This window comes from Legionella cincinnatiensis, assembly GCF_900452415.1.
Classification (GTDB): Bacteria; Pseudomonadota; Gammaproteobacteria; order Legionellales; family Legionellaceae; genus Legionella; species Legionella cincinnatiensis.
This window is the reverse complement of sequence record NZ_UGNX01000001.1, coordinates 1,920,776-1,946,091: the sequence shown is the minus strand read 5'-3', so window position 1 is coordinate 1,946,091 and position 25,316 is coordinate 1,920,776. Positions and strand designations below refer to the sequence as shown.

Sequence of the window (25,316 nt, the reverse complement as noted above, 5' to 3'; positions counted from 1 at the left end):
GCACACTTACTGTCATATATTTTATTGCACCAACTTTCATTTTTCTCTTCTGTTGTTTCATGATGAATTAATTGAATTAAAAAAAATACACAATTATGAAATGGAATAGTACAATCATTCAAGGAAAAAAATTTTCTAGAGAGTAGAACGAGAATGCACTTAGAACAACATACACTGATACTGAATACAACTGGTCGAGGTACTTTTGATATCACGGATAAAATCAATCTCATAGGCGCAAATTTTTCTTCTCAAAACGGACTATGCCACTTATTTTTACAGCATACAAGTGCGTCATTAATGATATGCGAAAACTATGATGCACAAGTACGCGAAGATTTAGAAAACTTTCTGCAGAAACTTATCCCAGATGGTGATCCCTTATTTAAGCATACTGTAGAAGGTAAAGATGATATGCCAGCTCATATCCGAACCATATTAACTCAAACAAGTCTGAGCATCCCTATACAAAATAAGAAACTCGCATTAGGAAGTTGGCAAGGGATCTATTTGTATGAGCATCGTTATACGCCACAACAGCGGCATCTGCTCATCACATTGATGGGATAATCACATCTAGGGGCCGAGTATTTCAAAAGGCATAAAATCGATTTACGCCATTGCTGTGCATAATATTTACCGATTCAAATCAGATTGCAAGAAGAATTTAAATACCTATTATCATTACAACAAAGTAATAAGAATTATTCCAGAAATTTCTGGGATTAGCGCCTAGACCCCTATTTTATTAGATTAATATCATTAGATGGGTTGTTTTTCTTAGAGTCTTCTTGAGTGTTTTGAGTGTTATGTTGAAAAAAAGTTTCGCTGAATGTCTGCTTATCGCTGAATAACTCATCGCCGAATGTATTAGAATGCTCCTTATAGTTTTTTTTATTTTGTCTTTTATTAAGTTTATATTTTATCCGTTTGATGCTTAAAAAGGGATTAGGCACACCATCAGGGTTAAAAGACTCAGCTGAAATACCATAAGTATATTTTTTTCCAGGATGGCGAACGGAAGTATATTCTCCTAATTGTAAATCACTTTTATGAATAGCCCCTTGCCTAATTTTGTTTTGCTTAATAGCCTTTTCTATCTTGGCAAGAAGAAAATTTACTTTCTTTTCGTTACCAGGGGTTATGTAAACGGTGAATTGCAGACCTTCATTTAAACGGTTAATGGATTCAATGCATTTTTGATAGTAAGTTTCTAAATTATGTCCACTTAAAGTAACAATTTTACCCTCATCATTAACTTTCACTTCTTTATGGGGATTTTTTTGGGTATGCTTTATTTCCATGTTAAGTTCTTCTATTTTTCTAGTGTGACGAAAAATATTTTGTATCTTAAAAGATGGGAATTCTTTCGAGTACTTTAAAATGATGGGCATTATTATTTCATAGGCTTTAAATAATTCCTCCTTGTTTATAGTAATTCTTGCTTTCCAATTGCAATTCAACTCACCACTCTTTTTTATATACTCTTTTTTTTCTAAATTACGTAGTCCCTCATGTTCAAAGAAAATTTCTCCCCCATTATTTATTAAGGTGTATGGACCAATTTGTCCAATTTTCGGGGTTCCAGAAGTCCAAATATTATCTCTACATAATTCTTCAAAATATTTTGCCTTTAGATATTTTGATAATTCATCATTTTTACTATCATTATTTTTGAAAAAACTAAAAAGATGCTCAAACATATTTACCTTATAAGGAATACTTTCCCTCGATATTCATATAAGTAATTGTAGTTTATATTTACATAATGCTCAACAAATGATCATCTTGGGATTTTATTTTTTAGCTCAAAACGATACAGTTTAGTCCATTCTGTTTTGATCAATGCAATAATGCGCGGAAGAGCTTTGTTTGGGGTGTGACACGTAATGGAACGAAAGGTACTCTAAAGCCAGTTATGGCAGGTTGACAATTCATCCCCACCCCGCCTACGTATGTCTTTTTTAAGATTCAACTTTTCTGAAATAGAATAATTCTTATTTAAATATTATTACGATTATTAGTGGGTACAACTTGTTGTATTTTACCACTGAATTTTGCCCCTAAGGTTAAAAGAGCAGGAAACTGTTGCACGATAGGCAGCAACAATGCCCTACCCCAAGGCTTTATCATTACCATATGTGCAAAAAAAGCAGAAGCATGGATTCGATGAGCAAAATATTTACGCCATTGCTGTGTATAATATTTGCCGGCATCATTCTGATTTTTATTCTGTTTGAGATTAAATTGAAGCAAACTTTGTGAAAGTAGCCATGCGGATTGCATTGCCATACTAATTCCCTCAGCTACAACAGGATGAGCTTCCCCAGCAATGTTACCCACAAAAAAAATACCATTTTTATAACAGCTTCGAATACCGGGCTGAATTGGACCGGCAGCCAGCCATTTTCCTTCATTCTGGGCGTGGTCAAATACCTCACGAACCCCACGACAATGGGCTTTAATGTACTGAAACACTACTTCACCTGCGGGTAAATCAGGAGATTTCAGCCGCAAATTTTTCAACATATCTCGTCGAATACAGCATGAAAGAGCGACGTGTTGTGGGGTACTATGCACAACGCCGCCATATCCTCCAGGGAAAGCTAATAAAGGCATCAAATTCGTTGGCAAACTGCAATTTTTGAAATGTGCTTTAAATGCTAAGAGATCGGATGCCTTATGTATTTTAGGATCTGAAGAATTAATGGGTTTACCCCAAGAACCATAAGCTATAACAACGTGCACAGAACAAATAATCTCAGACGTTCTATCTTCTTTTTTAATAGTACAAAAAAATAAGCCATTTTTATGCTGTATATGTGTTGCTTCACAAGGTTGCCAAATATTGACACCATTAAACTTAGCCTTATTAACTAATGCAGTGTCTAAATATTCACGTCCAAGTGCTCTTCCATATGGGTTTGTTGCGGAACTCAAGTGTGGCATATTAGCTGTCAAAATTACATCACCAGCATACAGACCTACCTGGGTAATCTCAGGTCCCCCTTTTTCAAAGTAGAACTTTTCCAATCCTAATATTTGTAAAAGTGGCAAACTCGTGGCAGAGATGAATTCGCCGCAAACTTTTTTACGTGGAAATTCTTTCTTTTCAATTAAGCCTACTGACCACCCCGCTTCGGCAAGCAAAATAGCAACCGTAGCACCAGCCGGCCCTCCTCCGATAATCAGCACATCCAATGTCATCGATTTTAATCCTTACTCTTTTAAGATAAGAATACTCCACCAAAATGGGAAGTGCCATTTTATACGGTAATTATTAATATTTGCCTGCTTCAATAAAGTTTTTAGTTCTTTTCGAGTAAAACCTTTCTGAATCGAAATAAGCCCATCATGAGTAATTAAACGATTATTAAAGAGTAATGGACTGATGATTTTGTAAAACCAATAAGCGAAAAAATTTCGCTGCAGATCATTGATTATGACAGCATGACGAGCTGTATTATTGGCTTTAAGTAAAAAATGAACTAACTCTTCATCATCTAAATGGTGACAAACTAAATTGATTAATATGATATCTACACTATTTGGTGTTAATTCTAATTTGGGTTGATGCTGTAATTGAAACTCAATAGAAATTGTTCTATTGAGTTGCTGACAATTTTGCAATTCATCTTGAGCTAATTGAATAGCTTCTTTAGAGACATCTAAACCTAATAAACGCATATTAGGATAATATTTACCCAGACTTATCAAAAATAATCCGCCGCCACAACCAACATCAACTAGTACCGCATTGGGAGGAAATTGTTTTAGCAAATGGACGGTATGTTTAAAAATACCCATTAATTGATTAATTTTAAAAAGCTTTTTTAATGACTGGATGTATTCCTGCGGCGTATAATAGTCTGGGCCTAGATCAATTAATTCTTTTTCTTTTGATCGTTTTGTAAGTTGAGTCATATCCTTTTTAACAACAAGCAAATTTTTATTTTGCAATAAATAAATAAATACTGCAATTACTCTTCTTTCCTAAAATTTATGGTATAAATTTATTTCTCTTAAGGGACTATTTAAAAAGGAAAAAATGCAATCAAAAATTACCGCCATTGGCATAGCAAATCCACCTTTTAAACGCACGCAAGTGGAAGTTGCTAAACTGATTGTAGACGCATTTCATCTTGATGAGAGCCAAGAAAGAATATTAAAAAAAATTTATAAATCCTCAGGAATCAACACTCGATATAGCATCTTAAGCGATTATTGCAAGTTGCCTGGAGAGTTCGAATTTTTCCCCAATGATCCTAAAGATACTTTTCCTTCCACAGCACAACGAATGCACTTATATAAACAAAATGCACTTCATTTGTCCATGGCAGCTATTGAAAATTGCCTAAATTCGATTGCATTTGATAAAAAAAATATCACGCATTTAATCACAGTAAGTTGTACTGGCATGTATGCACCTGGGATTGATATTGAAATTGTTCAAAAGCTTAATTTGGCTCCCTCTGTAAAGCGCACAGCAATTAATTTTATGGGATGCTATGGAGCGTTTAATGGTTTAAAAGTAGCTAATGCATTTTGCCAAGCAGAACAAAACGCCAATGTATTATTAGTATGTGTTGAGTTATGCAGTATTCACTTTCAAAATAATTTTAACCTAGAAAACATGGTTTCAAATGCTCTTTTTGCTGATGGCGCGGCATCTGTTTTGATTCAAAATCATTCTAACTTAGATAAGCATTTCTGTATTCAATCATTTTATTGTGATCTGGTGCCACAAACTCATCACGATATGGCATGGAGTATTGCTGACTATGGATTTGATATTGTATTGAGCTCTTATGTACCTGAGGCGATTAAATCAGGGATCTTTATGTTTACTAAAAAACTATTGCAACAATCACATTATTCCTTTGATGATATTCATCATTATGCAATTCATCCTGGCGGTATTAAAATTCTGCAGGCATGTGAAGCAACATTAAACATCCCTACTCAAAAGAATGAACATGCTTATGAAGTATTAAGAAACTATGGAAATATGTCTTCTGCAACCGTATTATTTGTTTTGAAAAAAATTTGGGATAAATTAGAGATTAAAAACGATAATCAAAATATTTTTAGTTGTGCATTTGGGCCAGGCTTAACCCTGGAAGCCATGATATTAAAAATATACTGTAATTAAAAAAGAAATCTCTTGGATTTAATAGCGCTCATCTCGATAATTTTAACATCTATATAGAATATTTTTTAACTGTCTAATTGAACAGTAATATCGCGAGCAGCAGATTGGCCATGATTATCGACTGCTCGAACCACAAATTTACCAGGCTTAGCACTCCAGAGATAAGACTCACCTGCTTTCGTTTTTGCAATGAATGTTTCATTGATAAACCAATATACATAAGCAACTCCTGCATCCGTCACAGCAGTAAGGGGAATAGTATTATTTTGCTGAGAGTCAGCCCGAATAACATAAGTAATTCCATTTTGAGGAGAAGTTATATGTGGATTAATACTCGCATTTCCTGATAATGCACAATCAGGTTCAAAAAAAGGCGGCGAGTGTCTTTGTATTCCAGCTTTCTTAAAAATATTGAGTAAATCAGAGGGCCAAAATTCGAAAATTTCGAAACGTGTATCTGCATCAATATGACATGTTCGTAAACCTGTTTTGCTATTAATGGCAACTTCTCGATAAATTGTATCGGTCTTTATAGGTGATTTTCCTGGAATAAACCAGCCCCATTCAGTATCTTGGCAATAGCGTGTTGGTAACATTCCAGAAGCTTTACAGATTTCTATTTTTTTCAGATTCATTTGTTCTGGATCTTTATCTAATGCTCGAACGGGCCCTCGCTCTTGTTTTAATGCGTCAATAAGTTCAAAGAACAATGGAGCAGCAATATCTTTACCAATAAACGCAGGATTGGCTTTATTGTCAAAGTTTCCTATCCATACCGCTAAAACATAAGGACCAAATACACCAATTGCCCAAGCATCACGATAACCTGATGATGTTCCAGTTTTCCAAGCAACGGGTAACTGTGTTCCTCCTCGAGGGAGATAATCCAATTGTGGCGTGTTTTTTAGCATATCTAATACAAGGTAACTTGCTTCAGGACTTAATACACGAATACCTTTAGGTTTTACTTCATCTTTAATACTACGAATGGGATACCAAAAACCATCATTCACTAACATGGCGTATAACCCAACCAATTCCTTCATGGTTAACTCAACACCACCTAAGCTTAAAGAAAGGCCGTAGAAAGATTCTGAGCGAAGTTGACTTATTTGTGCTTTCTCTAACAATTGATGCAGCGTTGGATTGGTCAATTGACTTGCAAGATAAATTGCAGGAATATTGCGACTGAGAACCAATGCATCTTTGGCCTTAATTGGTCCCATAAAATCATAATCAAAATTTTCTGGATTATAGCCATTAAAGCTATGAGGCACATCTTTTAAAACAGTATCTGGATGAATTAAACCTTGATCCAAAGCCAAACCATAAATAAAGGGCTTAAGTGTTGACCCAGGTGATCGTTTGGTTTCTGTACCATTAATTTGGCCACTAATACTTTGATTAAAAAAGTCAGCGGAGCCCAACATCCCTTTAATCCCCATATCTCGGGTGTCTAAAAGTAAAATTGCCGCATTATTTACGCCCATACTTTTTTTTCTCGCAAGGTAATGGCGTGTAATCCGCTCGATAATCATTTGCGTGCGGTAATCTAAAGTTGTATCAATACTTTGTTGTTTCAATGATGTATCTTGTAATAGAGTATTCGTAAAATGAGGTGCGTAAAACGGGAGGGTATGGATATTTTGCATGACTAAAGGCAAATCAAACATTCCCTTTTTATTGACATCCTCAGGATGTTTATAGAGCCAACGCTCTAATAAATGCGCCCTGATTTTGCGTAACTCTTTATTGTTTGGTGTTCTTTTTCCTGGGTTTTGAGGAATGATGCTCAAGGTTAAAGCTTGTGGTAAAGTAATCTTATTTACTGAAGTTCCAAAATAAACCAAACTTGCGGCCCCCACTCCTTCAATATTGCCACCATAAGGAGCCAAATTTAAATATGCCTCTAATATTTGCTCTTTGCTATAATGCATTTCAATTTGTATCGCACGAATAATTTGGATGAATTTCCCTGTTATGTGTTTTGAATTTAAACCATAATGCATGCGTGCAACTTGCATCGTAATCGTTGAAGCGCCAACTCTGCGCGATTGTACGCCATAAGTTTGCCAAATCGCCTTTATGGTCGCCCAAGGATTGACCCCATGATGCCAATAAAAATACTGATCCTCTTGTAACAATGTCGCATCAATGAGTTGTTTTGAGATTTGTGATAATGGTGTAAAAAGTCGATATTTCTCGTCTTGACTTAAAGTTAATCTTAATAACTGATGACGATCATCATAAACTGCGCGCGAAAAACGAGTACCTTCCAATAGCATCGGTTTTGGTAAAAAAAATATTATCAAATAGGCACTGACAAATAGTCCAACAAAGATTATGCTTAAGAATTTAAATGTTTTGTTCATAGTCGCTATTATGCACTAAAAAGTATAAAATAGGTGCAAAAAGTTTCAATCAGTTTTCACCACATGGGATAAACTATGACTAAAAGTCCACTCTCTTTAATTCTAAATGCATTTTCATCTGTATTTGGCAAATTAAATTGGCGAAGCCCTCCATGGGTGAATTATCTTTGCAATAAATCAAAATCATCTCCTAAAATGTTTTGGGGAAGTAGTTTTTTACTCATCCTTATTTTAATTGCAGCAGGCTATACAGTCCATTGGTATAAAAACTTACCAAAGCCCATTTATACTACCGCACAAATTACAGTACCTGATATCACACCCAATACTGAAGAACAATTAGTACCCAATAACTTAATCATTGATTTTGGAATAAAAAATAATGGATTTATTAATCAATCTGTTGCGCCATTGAGTGAAATAGGTAAAACAGTCACTCATGGTATAGAAATGACTCCAATTATACCTGGAACATGGACCTGGAATACAGACAGTCAATTAGTATTTACTCCCTCTGAAGATTGGCCTGCGGGACAGAAATTTACGATTCATTTTGCCCCCGATTTTTTTACAAAAAATGCAAATATGGAACGTTATGATTATTCATTTAACACCAATCCTTTCCAAGGAACAATTACTGAATTTAAACTTTATCAAGATCCGGTACATGCCGAAATTAGAAATGCGGTAGCCACAATAGAGTTCAATTATCCAGTAAACCCCAAAACCTTGGAGAAAAATACTTTATTAATGTACCAGGCACAGCCAGGTGCAACTGCTGCAAAACAGTCTTTTACGGTGACTTATGATAAAAATAAACGTGTTGCCTATCTGCATTCAGAAACAATAAAAATAGATAATGTAGCTCGCTATTTACGATTAACCTTAAATAAGGAAGTAACTTCCTCAACTGACTCCGCTCATTTACAACATGAGCTCACGCAGAATCTCTTAATACCTAGCGCCCAAGATTTCTTAAAAATTATCTCTGCATCTGCTTCAATTATTCGCAATGACAAAGATAGGCCAGAGCAAGTTCTTACAATTGAAACATCTTTAGGCATCAACGAAAGTGAATTTAACAAATCGGTACACATTTTCTTACTCCCTAAAGATAAGCCTGCAACTGTTGCAGAAGAGGCCAAAGCAAATTATCAATGGCAAAATCCAGGCGAAGTAACCCAAACCGTACTTTCTTTAGCAACTCCTTTAAATAGGGAAGCTCTCCCCACAGAACAGAACTACTCAACCCTCCATAGCTTCAAATTTAAAGCCGAAACACCACGATACATTTATATAAAAATTGATAAAGGAATGCAGGGATTTGGAAACTTTACGTTAGGAAATGAATATGCAACGGTCATTCCTGTTCCAGCAATCCCTAAAGAAATTAGTTTTTTACACAAAGGCTCATTATTAGCCTTAAGTAGTGAGAAAAAGCTTTCCGTACTGGTTCGGGGTGTACCCGCTGTAAAATTTGATTTTGCTCGAGTTTTACCTGAAAACGTCAATCAATTAATTACTCAAACCCAAGGTGATTTTAATAATCCCTACTTCATTAATCCTACATTTAATCAACAAAATATCAGCCAAATCTCTTCAGAAACTCAAGAGTTTGATGCCTCTGATTTAGCAAAGCAACAGTATACTGCTCTTGATTTTAATAAGTATCTTACAATGAGCACAAATACCCTGGGCCCACAAGGACTCTTTTTACTACAAGCTACTGGATGGGATGTTGCTAATAAGACAGCATTAGATGTAAAAGCAAGTCGTATGATATTAATTACAGATCTGGCCTTATTGGTAAAAGATAATAATGATGGCAGTCATGATGTTTTTGTTGACTCAATAACTCAAGGAGCACCAGTTGCTAATGCAACTGTCACTGTTTTAGGTAAAAATGGTTTACCTATCTTGTCTCGAGTCACCGATGCTCAAGGCCGAGCCACTTTTCCATCGTTAAAAGATTTTGTTGATGATAGAGAACCAACAGTCTATTTAGCGCAATTAAATAATGATGTCTCGTTCATTCCTTATAATAACGCCAATCGACAATTAAATTTCTCTAAATTTGACATTGGAGGGCTTTATACATACAACCAGGAGCTGCATAGTCTCAGTGCCTATCTTTTTTCTGACAGAGGTATTTATAGACCAGGTGACGCTGTCCACATTGGCATGATAGTAAAGCAAGCTTATGCACAACCTCAACCAGCAGGATTGCCTTTGCAAGTTACTGTAGTTGATTCAAGAGGAACCACCATAAAAGATGAAAAAATTACCCTCAATGATTTAGGTTATATGGATCTTGATTTTACAACCAATGCTAACTCTCCTACGGGTCAGTATATGGTTAATTTATATTTAGTCAAAGATGGTTATCCGCAAAATCTTCTCGGTTCCACAACCATACGAGTTTCTGAGTTCCTGCCTGATAGAATGAGAATTACGACACAGTTCTCTCCAAAACCTTCTTCAGGATGGAGTTCACCCACAGGATTAAAAGGTGAAGTCAATCTTTGGAATTTATATGGCGCACCTGCTGCTCATCGAAGAATAAGTGCTAAAATTTTACTCATACCCCAGAAAGTTGAATTTGAACAATATCCAGATTATTTATTTGTTGATCCATTATTAGATCCGAAAAAACCCCCTAAAGTATTTACAGAAACATTATCTGACCTTACAACAAATGATAAAGGTGAAGCAGAGTTTGATTTAAATCTTGACCGTTATGAAAAAGCAACCTATCAACTTACCTTTTTCGCAGAAGGTTTTGAATCAGAAGGTGGTCGTAGTGTAACAAGCCAATCTAAGGCATTAATCAGTCCGTTGCCTTATTTTGTTGGATACAAACCTGACGGTGATTTATCATTTATTAAACAAAATAGTGCACGTAGTGTTCATTATATTGCTGTAAATCCCCAATTAAATAAAGAAGAAGTAAAAGATTTAAAAATCCAACTTATTTCGTTGCAACCCATAACCACTTTGGTTAAAAAACCAGACGGAACCTATCAATATCAATCGGTTATTCAATCTAAAGTACTAAATACCACTCCATTTAACATTGCAGAACAAGGTACTGCCTATACTTTACCAACCCAACAAATTGGCAATTTCTCTTTAAATGTTTTAGGTAAAGATGATACCGTTCTAAATCAATTAAAATTTAGTGTTGTAGGGGCAAGCCAACAACCCTTAGCGAAAAATGCTGAGCTATCGATTAAATTAAATAAACCTGAATACCAAGTCAATGAAGACATCGAAATCCAAATCACATCTCCCTACACAGGATCAGGTTTGATTACAATTGAACGTGATAAGGTTTATGCAGCACAATGGTTCAAAACAGATACAACTAATTCAATACAAACCATTCATATTCCGGCTGATTTTCAAGGAGATGGTTACATCAATGTTGCCTTCATTCGCGACTGGAATTCACCTGAAATTTTTATCAGCCCACTTAGTTATAGTGTTGTTCCATTTACGGTCAATCATGATAACCACGATATAAAAATTGACTTGCTCACTGAGAAAGTTGCCCGTCCTGGGGAACCATTTACCATCAATTATCATACAGATAAACCTGGAAAAATTATTGTTTTTGCAGTAGATGAAGGTATTCTCCAAGTCGCGCGCTATGAAACACCTGATCCATTAGCGTTCTTTTTTCAAAAACATGCGCTTGAAGTTTTGACGCAACAAACAGTAGACCAAATAATGCCCAAATTTATTCAAGATCGAGAGCTTTCTGCTGTTGGTGGTGATAATGGAGAGGAAGGCATGGCAAGCCGTCTTAATCCTTTTAAGAGAAAGACTGAATTACCTGTCGCCTATTGGTCAGGCATCGTAGATACAGATCCCAGTAATCATCAATTAGTCTATCAAGTTCCAGATTATTTTAACGGTACCTTACGAGTTATGGCTGTTGCGGTATCCTCTGACTCTGTTGGCTCACAAGAAACTTCTGCCGAAATACGAGGGGATTTTATTATTAATCCCAATGTTCCCACGTTTGTCGCTCCAGGAGATGAATTTGAAGTATCTTCATCGATTGCGAATAACGTCAAGGATTCGGGAGAACATGCATCCATTCGTGTTGATTTAAGTGCCTCACCTGAACTCAAAATCATGGGCCCAGCGACACAAACTTTAGAAATTGCCGAAGGCCATGAACAAACGGTACATTTTAAACTGAAAGCAACATCTCAATTAGGTGCAGCAAAGCTCAACTTTAAGACAAGTATGGGTGATAAATCCAGTACAATGAGTGCTACACTTAGTGTCAGACCAGCAATGCCTCTCAGTACCTATATCACGAGCGGCAAATCAGCAGAAAAACAAAAAACATTAGATATCATGCAAACACTGTATCCTGAGTATCGAAAAGTGAATGCTACTGTTTCGACAAGCCCAATGATTCTGGTTTTTGGCTTACAACGTTATCTTGATAATTATCCTTATGGCTGCACAGAACAATTAACCAGCAAAGCCCTACCCTTGCTCGCCATGAATAACCAAACTGGATTTGGTGAAGAAACAAAACAAGTACATGAGAAAGTAAATGACACGGTCCAAATGCTAAGCCAACGCCAGATGTCTAATGGAGCCTTTAGTTATTGGCCTGGACTTGGCGACAATGACGGCAACGACTTTGCAAGTGTTTATGCAATGCACTTCCTAACTGAAGCAAGAACCCAAGGATTTAATGTACCTAATGATTTATTCTTTAACGGTATTAATTATCTTAAAACATTAGCAAGTCAAAATGTTTCAGATATGGAAGCAGCTAGAATTCAGGCTTATGCGATTTATGTTTTAACACGCAATGAAATTGTAACTACAAACTATCTAGCAAACCTGCAATTGTATTTAGAAAAAGACAAAACAAAAGCATGGCAAAAAGATATTACCACAGTCTATATCGCTGCTTCTTATCAATTGCTACAAAGTCATGATGAAGCAAATCAATTGATTGGTCTATATAAGCCGCAGAACAATCAAGCATATGTGACCGATTTTTATAATAGCGCTATAGCAGATGCTCAATACTTATATATTGTTGCGAAACATTTCCCTAACTTATTGCCACAAGTAGGAAATCAATTATTAATGCGATTAATTGAAGCAATTAATAATAATGAAATAAATACAGTATTATCCGGCTATACAAGTCTTGCACTAGGTGCTTATCATCAAAACGTATCTAATGACGCCGCATCTGCTTTATCAATGACAAAGATTATGGCGAATAATCAGAAAATGAACGTCCCCATTACTAATTCAAATTATCAAAAAACTGAAATTGATAATGCTGTCCAAAAAATACAGTTTAATAATCCTGATAAACAAACATTTTTCTATCAGCTGATGCAATCTGGTTTTAACCGAATTATGCCAGATACCCCTTTAAAACAAGGCCTAGAAATTTTCCGAGAATACAAAGACAGTAAAGGGAATGCGATCAATTCAACAACCCTAGGCAGCGAAATTGAAGTACATATCCACATCCGTGCTTTAGAAAGCGATTATCTACCCAATATCGCAATTGAAGATCTTTTACCTGGGGGATTTGAAGTAGTAAACGATTCAGTAAAAAATGATACTATGGATTACATAGACATACGTGAAGATCGGGTAAATTTCTTTGGTGGCATAGATTCTTCTGCTAAAGAAATTGTTTATAAAATCAAAGCGGTTAACATTGGAAAATACATTGTTCCTCCAGCTTATGCAGAAGCAATGTATAATCCTAATACGAAAGCACAAGGTGTTTCTTCAGTAATTACAGTCACTAACTTACAATAAATCAAAGAACATCACCCTCGATGAGAACGGAAGGTGATGTTTCATTGTTTTTATTGGGATAGCAGCCGCTGTTACCAAGTCACAACTAATCAATTACCCTCTACAAAAAACTTTAGGGAGCTTACCTAATGGTTTTAAAAATAAGAGGGGAATAACTGTTTAAAGCAAGAAAAAGAACTTTCTTTCTTTTTGCTTTCATTGGTAAAAAAGAACCCGTGTTTTTCATACATCTTAGGAGAAGAAAACTGAACCTTGTTTTCATTAAAATATTCAAATAGTTTTTGAATATTTTTAGGTGTAAAAGTAGTAACTATTTCATTTTTATTGATGACTCTGTATTTTGTTATATCAGTTATTGCTAAAATTTTTTTTATGCCATTCATCGCTATATTATGTCCATGAGGATCATTAGGCGTAAATTTTAAAGTTAATTTTTCCTTGCCTCCATATGGAGATAGACTAAAATGAAGTCTCTCAATGCCAATTTTTTTTAATGCACTCCTAATTGATTCATGGTTTACTGCAAGATTAAGCGAATCAATTCTTTCTTGAAAATATTGCTTATTAATGGCGGGTAAAAAATCTATCGGCCGGGTAATCTTTTTATTATTGTCTAACAAAAACTCAATTTCTGATCGTCCGTTCTTAACCCAAGCAAAACATTGGATCTGAGCATTGATTGGATGAGCAAAAGTATATTGGTAAGGAGCTAGGTTGGCTAATTTTATATTTTTTATGGTGTTAGTTTTCAATTCATCCACTAATTGATTCCCCAAAATAATATCTTCCAATTGGATTGAATCGGAGATGATTTTCTCTAAATCATCAACTATTGCTTTGATAAATTTATCTCTATACCGATAACCCTCATCAAACGAATGAATAAGTATCTTTGTGCCCTTGTCAGAATTGCTGACAATTACATCCATAATTAAATCAGCATAATCCAAACTTTCTGGTTTCAATTTTAGTAAGTTATTTAATATAAATTGTATTTTTTTGGTTGTTATTTGATCAAGTCCTGTATAATTGCAGCGTATAATGAAATCAACTACAGGCATAGGAAGATTATTCCATTGCTGGATATGTTCTTCATAGAGTATCGTTTGGATTGAAAGGGTATTAGGAGGCAACCCAAGTTTGTTAATCCAACTCTCAATTTCTGAGAGATAAACCCCATCCGCTGTAAGACGGGCTTGCGCGAGAATTTCTGTTTTACTCACAAAACTTAGCCCTTTTTCCGGTGAGTATCTATAAAACTCTCGAAGAGGATACCCTAATTTTGATTGTAATAATAAAGCATCTTTTGCCGATTTTTCTGTATTACCAACAATAATACCTACAATACCTTCTTCTTCATAGGTACCTAATACTTCATTGTGACCAAGGACTGGTTTCCCCCAATAATGGAGGCCCGTATCGGGAATAAGATCTGAAGAAACTCCTTTTCTGCGCTTCTCCATCTCAATCATTTTTTCTCGAATACCCAGAAGATCTTTCTTGTTCTTATTAAAGCCAACTTTAGAATCATATTGAAATGTTCCATCAGCTACGCTATTACTCACGACATTTCTTTTATACAAATAGGGGACCAAAGTCCCTTGATGATGCGGATTAATAATAACCAGCAAATCACTTCCATGAAGCTCTGTAGCTGCTTCTTTCATCAGAAAAGAACATGGACGCCATTTAAATCCTTTTGGTGCCCAAACCTTGTCATTTTCATATTGTTGGTCAAAAAATTGTTTTAATTCGCAAGTAGAATGGATACCGCTCTTATCCAATACGCGTTTGTTTTCTTTTAATACTTTTAATTCATCATCCAATGCAGTGCCTTTTAACGCACGCACATAGCAACCATCCGTTTGATAGAGCTTCATAGCTAACTGTTGTTCAGATATACCTTTTAGAAGAGGCAAAGGATTGATTTCAGCAATAATGCTGCGTACTTTGGGGCTGTTTTTACGATTATAAAGATCCAACAATGACAGAGAAGAAATATCAATATCAGAAAAAGTAACATTTTTTCCTTCACGTAAACAAGCAAACAAAATTGTTTGCAATAACATATTCTTTTCTGCTTCAAGCGCACTTAAATAACAATTTGAGGAATATTCACATTCACTGTGAAGATTACCGACCTTACCATCACCTTCAAAAATACTCAGTGTTTCTAAGTGATTTTCAATGATTTCATCGAGTTCCTTTAAAAAATAAGGAAATTGTTGTAAGTCATTAAAAATATCAAGATACTCTTTATCAAAACCCCTTTCTGCTACAACACGAATAATGTCAAGACAATCAGCATCATGGATTAACTTTTGATAAATATTTTTTGTTTCTTTAGTCTTCAAAGATTTCTTATTTTTACCAGCCTCACCATCTTTTTTTTCTATTGCTAACGCGATAGGTTCTACAGCATCTGGTGGAAATCCTAGCAATAACATATCACGTTTAAAATGTTCTGCATGAGCTTTCTCATCAGCTTCAATTTCATTGATATTTGCAGAATCATGATAAATGGCTGCTAGTTTGAGTAATTTAATCGTTTCTGGATTCAAAGAAGAACCATCTTGTGTTTTTAACACATTTAAATAGTCAGGAGCATATTTCTGATACAATTCAAGGAACATTTCTAAGTTAAGTGCAGCACTACTGACATGTAAACCGCCATGGCGTGGTCTATTGACCTGAGGTCTTATATCTGTTTTTCCCGGATATGGAATTAAATAGTAGCTTTCAATCGCAGCTTGAGCAAGTTGGTGAAAATGACTATCTTTAGTTAAATGTAACTGTTGGCATTTTTCAATAAAAGTCATGGAATAAATCTCCAACATTTTAAAATATGTTAATTCTATTAATTCAAAATTAGGCAATAATATGGACTCATACCCCTCTTTTAAACAGTCTACTCTATGAGCCCAAAGAGGAGTCCAAGAGCAATGTTACTGTATCAGGAACCGATTTGGCAAAAGATGTTTTTCTGTTCAATTATTTGTACTAACAAAATCAGAGCAAAAAACGTTCTTCCACTGCTAAGTACCTAGTTTAACCCCATAAGGGGTATTTATAGATGAGAGTAGAAATTTAGGAGGGAGTGGAGCGAGAATCTCCCTCAAGCAAAAGTATATAAATGATTGTCGCATTTAAAGTTAGAATGAGCCCTCCAGATTTTCTCATAACCATTTGATTTTATTTAACTTAAAAATATGGCAGAAGTGATTAAGGCCTCGAAAAAATATGGGTTAAATCAAATTGGGTATATCTATCCATATACAATCTAAAGTTCACTTAATAATAATTTATTATCATAAAGTTTATTTTTATTTCATAAAACTTTAGGAGATATTGAATGCAAAGCCAAGAAGAAATTCGTGAATCCTTAAGACAACAAATGGCGCAAAATAATGAATTAGGAAATTCAGTAGATTCTTCATTTTCAGATGCTGAACTTGATGCAATTGCGGCAAAAAAATTAATGTCTAAAGAGGACGATGACGATCCTTCTTTAGGTTGGGAAATTTCTAAAAAAAAGGCCAAAAAAATTTTTAAACAGGAAGATAAAGGGCAAATTCTTATTTTTAAAAGACAAATTACACCTATTGCAGATGCAGAAAATATTCTTCTCACATTCGAAAACATGTTGGGAAATAAACCCGAAGGATATTGGCTAATTCGCGAAAGTAGAAAATTGGGAATGATTAGTGTCACCTATAAGAAAGGAGGACAAATCAAGCACGTGCGATTTGCTTTTGTGGGTGAGAATTGGAAAGAAGTGACTGGAGACGAGCTTGACAATTACTCAAGACCTGATAGCTATCAACAGTTAATGAAAGAAAACATTAAAGAAAAGTGCGATGAACTTCTTAAGCAAATATTTACTATCCTAAAACTAGAAAAAACAAACATTCTTATCCCTACAGCAAAACAAGCTTCTACAACACCTGAGTATTCAGGCTATTGTGACATTCATCAGGTATATATGAAAGTTGGAGCTGGAAGAGCGTTCCTTTATGGTAACCCCCTCGAAGCATTAAATAATGTTGAACTAATATTAAATTCTATTTTAGCTGGACTAAAAGATCCCAAAGCAGATGAAAATGAACCTAATAACGCTCTAGATTTTTTAAAAGAATATAGTCTACCCAATATAACGTCAGAGGAGTTGATTCAACATTTTCGCCAACCTAAACCTTTTAAGAATGGAGATCACCTTCAGGAAGTTACACAATTAAAAGAGCAATTTGCTGAATGGTTGGAGAAATGCAACCTACGAGATAATCTTTTCTGTCCTGTCACACAGGAGTTATTTCTAGAGCCCTATTACCTAACAGAAACGGGTCAAGTTTATGATGCGGATGGTATTTTTCATAATGATAGATTACTGAATAAATGCCCGTTAACTCAAACCCCCATCGTTGAATATCCTACACATTGCAAGGGCTATCGGAGCAAATTAGAGCTTTGTCTTTTTAAATTTATGGAAGCTATGCAATTGGTTCAAAATCCAGAACAACAGAAACAGACAGAGCATGCATCTAAAGAAGAGCGAGAAGTCTTTTCAGAGAGAGCCATTGCAGGTACTACAAGAAACTCTAACTTTTCACCCGCTTTTTTTACAAGCACTTCAAGTTTGAGAGAAGACAGTAATACGGAATCAGCCTGTGCTGAAACTGATAACAATGATCAAAAGCAAGGAACCTTTGCTCTTTAGCTTAACTAGGTAGATTAGGAGCCACATAATAGGACTTGAAGGGCTCGCATGATTTTATTGATAGGACGTGGAGGGATCAAACCTACAACCAATGTATAACCAATGTATTAATGATGTCATTTTGTAATCAATGAACAATTAAAGATTTTTTTATTCCTGTGGAGTCCCCATGAAAGCATATCAGATATACCATAAAAAAAAGGCAGAGCTAGATAGGGAATTTAGCCCAACTTCCTCTGAAACTACTTACCTTATTTTAGATAATGACATAGTCACTGATCAATTTCCTAATTATATTGCAAAATTTTTGTTTGTTAAATTGAAAGATGTTAAGACTTTGTTAATAAATAAAAACTATAATGCCTATGTATCGACCAGTACCTATTTTAATAGGAGGATGTATGCTTGAGAGGCGAGATCATGAAATTCTTAAATATCAAAACGATGACGCTTTGCTCGATTTAAACATAGTGCCTGCGTCTGATATTGATATTCAAATCACTCAGGCATTAACAAATCTCATTGATAGCCCTGTCAAAAGTTTAATAATTCAGGGCAGCGAAATGACTGCTCTTCAGGCACAAAAAATACTTGATTTTCTAAAAACACACCAACAAATTACACTGAATATTAATCTTCCAGAACATTTGGAAAACACCCAAATTCAAATTGAATTGGACAATCTTATTTCCAATCATCGTTTAGAAAAGAATCAACAAAAGTTAGAAAATAGCCTTCCACAATCAGCACAGTCTACGTCAAAAAAATCAGAGGGGAGAATACTTCCTAAAGGAAAAATTATACCTCGAATTGAAATTACTCTACATGAAGAGGTAAGTACAGAAATTCAACCAATATCTGTGACTGAGGTAGAAAATCCATCAACCGTAATACCCACGAATGATTTACCTAAATTGGATCGTTCACCAATTGCCACTAAGATAGTCACTGACATTTTGTCACTACCAACTCAGAGGGCAAATCTGTCCAAATGGAACGAATTAACGAACAGAAAAGAAGCAGAAACCTTTAAAAAGGATCTAGGTCTTCAATTTAATAAAGAGAACCACCCATTACCTGGACTCCTAAAAAATAATAGGGAATTAGTACAAAATCTTACAACATGGAGTACAAAACTCAAATTTGACAAAGAACAATATAATGCACTTCTCGATGTTTATGGGCAATATGGAGCACCTGGACTAAGCCAGTTATTTAAAATATGGGATGAGTACAATCAAGATCCTTACAAAGGACCTGCATTCATAGATACGTATGCCTCTTTATTTAAATACATGCCAACTTTTTTACCTTTTATTGACAATAAAGAATTCCAAGAGACACTTTCTAAAATTGCCAACCTCAGTAAAGAACATCGAAGTTGGTGGATGGCTCTAATCCAAAATCATGGCCGTAAAATTGGTTATAGTGACTTACCTGGTTTATTTAAACAATTTACTGACGCAGTGAACACCATCGAACACATGGGCTTAAGTTTTCACGAAATAAAAACGATTAAAGATGAAAAAGAGCTCTTACCTACACTCACTGCCCTTATAGATCTTTTAAATAAATGTCATCCCCACGATCAAGCCTTTCAATGGCAGTGTATCAATAACATCATCATTCCCAATCCTAATAATTTCCATTTTATTATTCCAGAAATGCAAGTGGAAACTAACTTGGGAGAAAGAGGAGAGCTTGAATGGGTAAAAAGGCTCTTAGTACAAGATAAAAACAGCAATCCAGAACTGGTTAAACCTGCTTTTTATCGTTATCTTGCTACCCAAGAGCAACATTTACCTTTGGATCAGTATAGAAAAATTATTGATGAATTGTTTTCAAATCAAGAAATCAATAATGAAGCTAAAATACGTATGCTTTATATTTTAGCCAAATCAACAAGCACAAATGCGAAAACAGGTTTTGACGCCAAAGCCGTACTTGAAGAATGGGAAAGCTTTCAGACAAGAATGATAAAACTCGATTCTCTAGAGCGACTTAAAGCGAATCGTAGTACCGTGGGACGAGCATTATTCTCAAAAGGCATCGATGCGCAAGGAGGAACTCCAGCCGTACGTATTCAAACATTAAAACCTATTATGGACATGCCTGTTACTCCACCCATGAGTTATTTAAACAAATTATTGAAACTTTCTGAATATAAATTTCTCGATCCCAAACTTAGTCTCTTAGAGTTACAAGCGGTCCAAAAAGACATGATGAAAAAAATGGATAAGGCAGCCTCACTCTATAAAGATTATCCTGAGAGCATGATGCATGCAATTCGTCTGATTAAAACAGAAACCATCAAAGCAAATAAGGATGGCCAATACTTTCCTGAACCGCAGGATATCACTCTTCTAGAACAATTCATTAGCGCCTGTGAAGCATTGACCGATGCAAACGTCAATACAGCGAATCCTCCGGAATTAAATCCAAAAGAAGTATTATTACCTCTACTTACTTCCTTTCATTTAGAATATGAAAATAAAACGCGATTAGTCAATGAAATCATTGAGCCCTATAAAAGAAGACTCACTAATCCAAACAATGCTCAGTACCAAGAAAAAATTCAAAACTTATTACCCTATGGCTTATCCTTATTACAATTAATCCAAAACAGAAACCATCCTAATAAGCTGAACTACACAGTACTCAATAAAATCCAAGATGATTTAATGATTCTGATTTGCCGTTCCAAACCAACAACTAAAAAAGAGATTCGGGAATGGATGCATGAACACTATGGCAACCACTTTAGTGGAACAATGTTGCTTGATCTTAAAGACGCAGTTAATTTTAGTACACTGTTCAGAGAGCTTGAGTGTACTCAAAAAGAGACATGCTCGCTAATTGAACAGATGGTCAGTAACTTTGATAATGAGGAAGAAAAAGATCAACATGAGGCTCTTGTAAGAAGCTTAGTAAGTCTCACAAAAATTTTAACTCCCGCTCAAAAAATACGATTCTTTGAGTTCTGTCAAGAAGCATTTAAAACTAATGGACTGTTGTCACGCAACCATCATCCTGGCCCGCCTAGTTATCTGACACAATTTAAGGCTCTTATTGATAGCATTACAAAAAACAACTCCTTTGATGAGTTTGAACAGTATATGAATCTCATTCAAGAGCACCGATCAAATAAAGGGGATATAACCAATTCCCTTGCAAAATGCAGCTACTTACTGGATGTTCTTTACCCCAAACTCTTAAAAAAACAAATCACACGTAAGGAAGCATTTAATTTTTCAGCCGAACTAGTCTGCCTGAGCATGCCTGGCTCACTCCATGAATATCATACGAAAGCAAAAGTCCCTGAAGCAATGGATTATCCGCAAGAATTAAACGAATTAAGGGACTCTATTTCCGATTTAATAGACAATCCTAACTCTGGTATTAAATCAGTCGATAAACTAAAGAAAATTAAACAAGATATTGATGCAATTTTAATGCTTTCAGTAAATGACAACGAATATTTTAAAGACTGCCAAGCAATTAGCACCCGCATTACTGAAATCATCAAAGCAGTAGAGGAGCGCTCTACCCAACAACAAAATAAAAACCTCATCCAAAATGTTTTAAGCTATTTCTGGAAGACCCCCCCTACTGATGAGGTAACTGGAGAAGAACTAGATAGCTTGGAATCACTTGGCCTCACTCCAGAATTAGTAGAAAAGGAATCAAATACATACAAAGATCTCCAAACAATCAAGAATAAAGAAAATCACAGTTTCCAAAATGTTGTCCTTCATCTCCACGCGAAAAAAAGAGAATTAATTCAAAAATACAGCAATATTTCCACTCGTACGAATCACTTTATTAGCATGGCTCTTAAGGGTTCGCCAGATAATGTGAGCAAAAATCATAACGATATATGTCAACTTATTGATAAGTTAGTTGCTCTTGATCATCAAAATCTGGTGTTAAGTCTCATGTACCACTATTCAGGAGGTCTTCCTGATCGCGGTGTAAAAGATTTAATCGAATTGTTTAACTCCAAAGAATACAATGAATTATCTCAACATCTGCAAAAAGATTACATTAATGCTGTAATCACCCAAATGAATAATGGAGTGAAATGCAGCAAAGCAGATGTCCACACTTTTCTTAAATTTATTCATGAAAATAAAGAAAATGATTCAATCACTCAATTTCTTCACAAGTACTATCAACATGCCCCATTTCCTTCCTTATCCACCTTTATAGACTGGACTAAAACAGTACGATCTGGAACAGAAATATCTGAAAGAAAAGTTGAAGAACGATACCAATACTTCGACAAACACCCTTGTGCCACAAGCACCCATGACGGACGTGAAAAAGAAAATGGATTCAAGCTCGATGCTGCGAAAAAAACGCTGAAACAGATGCCTGAAGTCCAAAAAATATTCACTCAAGACTATCTTGATGAAATTAAAAATGAACAAGAACGAGTAAGAGACTTATCTACCCAACAAATATTGGACCAACTTAAATTATTTAAAGAAAGACCACCTGCAAATCATATTAAAATGGTTATGCTCACAGCAGAGTTATTACATCGATGTAAAGGTCGTCTTCCAGAATTTGTGGGTAAAAGCCAAGTACCTGGACGCTCCTATGAGCTAAATACCACTCAAATTATAGCCATCCTTTCCCTCTTGGAAACAGGTAATAAAGTTACTGCTGAAATAGGAACTGGGGAAGGAAAAACACGAATCATGATGATTCTAAATGCCTGTCAATTCCTTAAAGGCAAAACTGTAGATTTTTTGACCAGCAACTTAGCTCTTGCAGAACGTGATTACCTTGACTCATTGCCTTTCTTTAACTCTCTGGGCGCTGAAGTTAATTTCATTACCTCTTCATCTAAAATTGAAGATTATAAAATGGGCGGAATTAATTTCTCTGATCCTGAAAATCTATGCCTGTTTCGTAATAAAGCATTCAGCCAAAATAAATCGGATCAAGTACTTAATAAAGATCCTGAAAAACGAGCCTTATTACTGGATGAAGCCGATGTCACTTATTTTGATGTTGCAAATTTAAAATATAACTACTCTTCGACAATCCCTAAGCAAAATATCGATTTGCTAGCACTTTTCCCATTACTGATGGATTTTTTTGCGCAAAGTGATACTGAAAAAACATACTTAGAAAACAAACAACGTTGCAATGAACAACTACTCACTTTTATTGAGACAAGAAACCCCGGGTTATTCCAAATTATTAAATCAATACCTGTCTCACAACTAGAAAAATGGCAAGATGCAGCCTATACAGCTCGTCATCTGGAATATAATGTTGATTATACAGTTGTAGCTGATGCCACCACGCCGACTCCGCTTGGTGATAAAAAAGTAGCTGCTGCGATGTGTCTCATCGGTTCACGTATTAGTAAGAACTCTAATTTTGGTGATGGAGTGCATCAATGCTTACATGCCGAACTCAATCGTCTCATAAAAGCACAAAACCCTAATATAGAAAATCCATATCTAAAAGAAGCACTTGAGCAATGTAAAAATAAGAAACGTGTTTTTAACATTGATCCTATAAGAAAAATTACCTTTAGTAGTTCTTCTAATACCCTACTTAAAGCCTATAATCAAGGCAGCTTACATGCAGTAACTGGGACTATAGGCTCACAGATGGAACAAAGAGAAGCTCAATCTGAATTTGGAACGCAATTTATCTTTGTACCAAGACATAAAGGAATACGCCGTTTTGATCGCCCTACTCGCATTACTCAAAATGAAACAAAACAATTAGATGCGTTAGTCGATCATATCTTGGAGTCGAGAGCGAAACATCAACCAATTCTTTTGATTTGTAAAAACGACAATGAATCTAAAATACTTCATGATAAATTAGAGGAGCGTTTAAAATCAAAACGAAATCAAGAGGGTTTGCCCAAACTGACTCGTATTCATGCGGGAATCGATTATGATGAATCCATTTCTGAAGCAAACTATATTAAAAATGAAGCTGGAAAACCAGGCCAAGTCACTATTACCACTGAGATGGAAGGAAGAGGTGTTGATATTGAACTCAAAGAGAAAGCTCATAAGGCAGGGCTTAAAGTCTTACTGACTTATCTTCCTCATGGAGAAAGAAGTTATGGTCAAATTATTGGCCGCTCTGGACGATATGGTGCGATTGGTGAGACACAAATGGTTTTGAATCTCAATGAACTTAAAAAGGATTTTGGTATCAACCAAGTTAATACTGATTTCTATCTTAATCCCGAGGACTTTATTAGAAAACTGCAAATTTTTGCAACCCATACGAAAGAGCTTCGCCGCTTGTTCCATCGTGCTTATGATAATTACTTATCGTATTTTTCAGATCGTTATGCAGCACTTCAAACTGAAGATAATGATTTAACAATAGCTTGGAGCGAGTTTTTAGAAAAATACAATCACAGTAAAGACCTAACTCTTCAAGTAATTGAAGCTCAATTAGAACAAAAAAACCCAAATATCGACATCATCCATGAGCAACTGAAACAACATAATCTAAAAGCGCAAGAACTTTGGCGTGAATTTACAGAGCAATTGCCCCAAGATCAGAAGGATATAGAGCAAAGTACTCCTATCCACAACATCAAAACGCCCAAACTGTTAAAACGATGGTTAAGTGAATTAAAACAAATCAAACAAGATTCTGTAATCGTTGAAGATATTCAAAAAGTACGACTGCAAGAACATTATGATCCTACTGCTGCTGGTAGTGTACAAATTGTAAAAAATCCAAGTCTGCTCGTTGGATTTCTTGCAGACATTCGTGCTGCATGGCGAGGTGAAGGAATTTTATTTCCCAATCTTCGTGCTTGGTGGGCAGGACAGCTTTCTTTTGCCAACTTTCTTAGCCAACTTCCTTTCTTTCGTTGGATCATTACTCCCAAAGAGGAAACCCATATTGTTAAAAAAGAGGTTCCAGCTTCCCATGCGATATTGTACGAAAAATTAGTCGATGAAAATGAGAAAAACTCTTCTAAGAAAAATAACGATGAAGTAGAGATTGAGGAACCGCTCCATTCATTGTCTTTGTTTCAACGACCAACAATAAAACCAGTACAAAATGAAATGCAGCAGGAACAAACTCACAATAAGACACCTTAACTTTTTGGATTTATAAAATAATGTTCATCTTCTGTGAAAACCTCTTTAGAAGCACATAGCCATCCCCGCGTTGCGGGGGTACAATCGTCCTAAAAAGAATAGTACCGTAATCAATTCTGCTTTTTATTAGAATAATAATTTTAAAAGTTTTTAATCGA

At 35.4% G+C, this 25,316-nt stretch carries 11 protein-coding genes; 6 read left to right on the top strand and 5 right to left on the bottom strand.

Features of this window, described 5'->3' with window-relative positions:
- The first annotated feature begins 153 nt into the window (after positions 1–153).
- Entirely contained in the window at positions 154–570 is a 417-nt protein-coding gene (locus DYH34_RS08645) for a secondary thiamine-phosphate synthase enzyme YjbQ (protein ID WP_058463478.1), read from the top strand.
- A gap of 170 nt (positions 571–740) precedes the next feature.
- Here the strand turns inward: DYH34_RS08645 and DYH34_RS08640 are convergent, their stop codons facing one another.
- The 3 genes from DYH34_RS08640 to DYH34_RS08630 all read right to left on the bottom strand — a co-directional run bounded on the left by DYH34_RS08640 (position 741) and on the right by DYH34_RS08630 (position 3,924).
- Positions 741–1,703, bottom strand: a complete 963-nt coding sequence (locus tag DYH34_RS08640; protein WP_058463479.1) for a hypothetical protein — start codon at positions 1,701–1,703, stop codon at positions 741–743.
- Between the two features lie 298 nt (positions 1,704–2,001).
- Positions 2,002–3,207 (bottom strand): NAD(P)/FAD-dependent oxidoreductase, encoded by a 1,206-nt coding sequence (locus DYH34_RS08635; RefSeq protein WP_058463480.1) that lies wholly within the window; start codon positions 3,205–3,207, stop codon positions 2,002–2,004.
- Positions 3,208–3,219: 12 nt separating this feature from the next.
- Positions 3,220–3,924 carry a methyltransferase domain-containing protein gene (locus DYH34_RS08630; RefSeq protein WP_058463762.1) on the bottom strand — a complete coding sequence of 235 codons (705 nt, stop codon included), beginning with the start codon at positions 3,922–3,924 and terminating at the stop codon, positions 3,220–3,222.
- Positions 3,925–4,048: 124 nt separating this feature from the next.
- Between DYH34_RS08630 and DYH34_RS08625 the strand changes: the two genes are divergently transcribed.
- Complete coding sequence (locus tag DYH34_RS08625; protein WP_058463481.1) at positions 4,049–5,152, top strand: type III polyketide synthase; 1,104 nt, start codon at positions 4,049–4,051, stop codon at positions 5,150–5,152.
- 65 nt (positions 5,153–5,217) lie between these two features.
- On the opposite strand, the gene pbpC is transcribed toward DYH34_RS08625, so the two are convergent.
- A complete protein-coding gene (gene pbpC / locus DYH34_RS08620) occupies positions 5,218–7,524 on the bottom strand; it encodes a penicillin-binding protein 1C (protein WP_058463482.1) in 2,307 nt (768 codons plus the stop codon).
- Positions 7,525–7,599: 75 nt separating this feature from the next.
- Here pbpC and DYH34_RS08615 point away from each other — a divergent pair, with 75 nt between their 5' ends.
- Positions 7,600–13,341: an alpha-2-macroglobulin family protein gene (locus tag DYH34_RS08615; RefSeq protein ID WP_058463483.1), complete on the top strand. Its 5,742-nt coding sequence runs from the start codon at positions 7,600–7,602 to the stop codon at positions 13,339–13,341.
- Between the two features lie 134 nt (positions 13,342–13,475).
- Here the strand turns inward: DYH34_RS08615 and DYH34_RS08610 are convergent, their stop codons facing one another.
- Positions 13,476–16,160, bottom strand: coding sequence for a hypothetical protein (locus DYH34_RS08610; protein ID WP_058463484.1), 2,685 nt, complete (start codon positions 16,158–16,160; stop codon positions 13,476–13,478).
- A 533-nt stretch (positions 16,161–16,693) separates the two neighbouring features.
- Between DYH34_RS08610 and DYH34_RS08605 the strand changes: the two genes are divergently transcribed.
- From DYH34_RS08605 to DYH34_RS08595, 3 genes are all read left to right on the top strand, one after another.
- Positions 16,694–18,055, top strand: a complete 1,362-nt coding sequence (locus tag DYH34_RS08605; protein ID WP_058463485.1) for an SH2 domain-containing protein — start codon at positions 16,694–16,696, stop codon at positions 18,053–18,055.
- Positions 18,056–18,224: 169 nt separating this feature from the next.
- Positions 18,225–18,464 carry a hypothetical protein gene (locus DYH34_RS08600; RefSeq protein ID WP_058463486.1) on the top strand — a complete coding sequence of 80 codons (240 nt, stop codon included), beginning with the start codon at positions 18,225–18,227 and terminating at the stop codon, positions 18,462–18,464.
- The gene (locus DYH34_RS08595) at positions 18,457–25,158 is read left to right on the top strand and encodes a preprotein translocase subunit SecA (RefSeq protein ID WP_058463487.1); all 6,702 of its coding nucleotides are present in this window, start codon (positions 18,457–18,459) and stop codon (positions 25,156–25,158) included. Before DYH34_RS08600 ends, DYH34_RS08595 begins: the two co-directional genes overlap by 8 nt.
- Positions 25,159–25,316 lie beyond the last annotated feature (158 nt).

Excerpts from the sequence above, each read along its gene's own strand:
- DYH34_RS08645 (WP_058463478.1), top strand. The coding sequence starts at position 154 with ATGCACTTAGAACAACATACACTGATACTGAATACAACTGGTCGAGGT.
- DYH34_RS08640 (WP_058463479.1), bottom strand. The coding sequence starts at position 1,703 with ATGTTTGAGCATCTTTTTAGTTTTTTCAAAAATAATGATAGTAAAAAT.
- DYH34_RS08635 (WP_058463480.1), bottom strand. The coding sequence starts at position 3,207 with ATGACATTGGATGTGCTGATTATCGGAGGAGGGCCGGCTGGTGCTACG.
- DYH34_RS08630 (WP_058463762.1), bottom strand. The coding sequence starts at position 3,924 with ATGACTCAACTTACAAAACGATCAAAAGAAAAAGAATTAATTGATCTA.
- DYH34_RS08625 (WP_058463481.1), top strand. The coding sequence starts at position 4,049 with ATGCAATCAAAAATTACCGCCATTGGCATAGCAAATCCACCTTTTAAA.
- pbpC (WP_058463482.1), bottom strand. The coding sequence starts at position 7,524 with ATGAACAAAACATTTAAATTCTTAAGCATAATCTTTGTTGGACTATTT.
- DYH34_RS08615 (WP_058463483.1), top strand. The coding sequence starts at position 7,600 with ATGACTAAAAGTCCACTCTCTTTAATTCTAAATGCATTTTCATCTGTA.
- DYH34_RS08610 (WP_058463484.1), bottom strand. The coding sequence starts at position 16,160 with ATGACTTTTATTGAAAAATGCCAACAGTTACATTTAACTAAAGATAGT.
- DYH34_RS08605 (WP_058463485.1), top strand. The coding sequence starts at position 16,694 with ATGCAAAGCCAAGAAGAAATTCGTGAATCCTTAAGACAACAAATGGCG.
- DYH34_RS08600 (WP_058463486.1), top strand. The coding sequence starts at position 18,225 with ATGAAAGCATATCAGATATACCATAAAAAAAAGGCAGAGCTAGATAGG.
- DYH34_RS08595 (WP_058463487.1), top strand. The coding sequence starts at position 18,457 with ATGCTTGAGAGGCGAGATCATGAAATTCTTAAATATCAAAACGATGAC.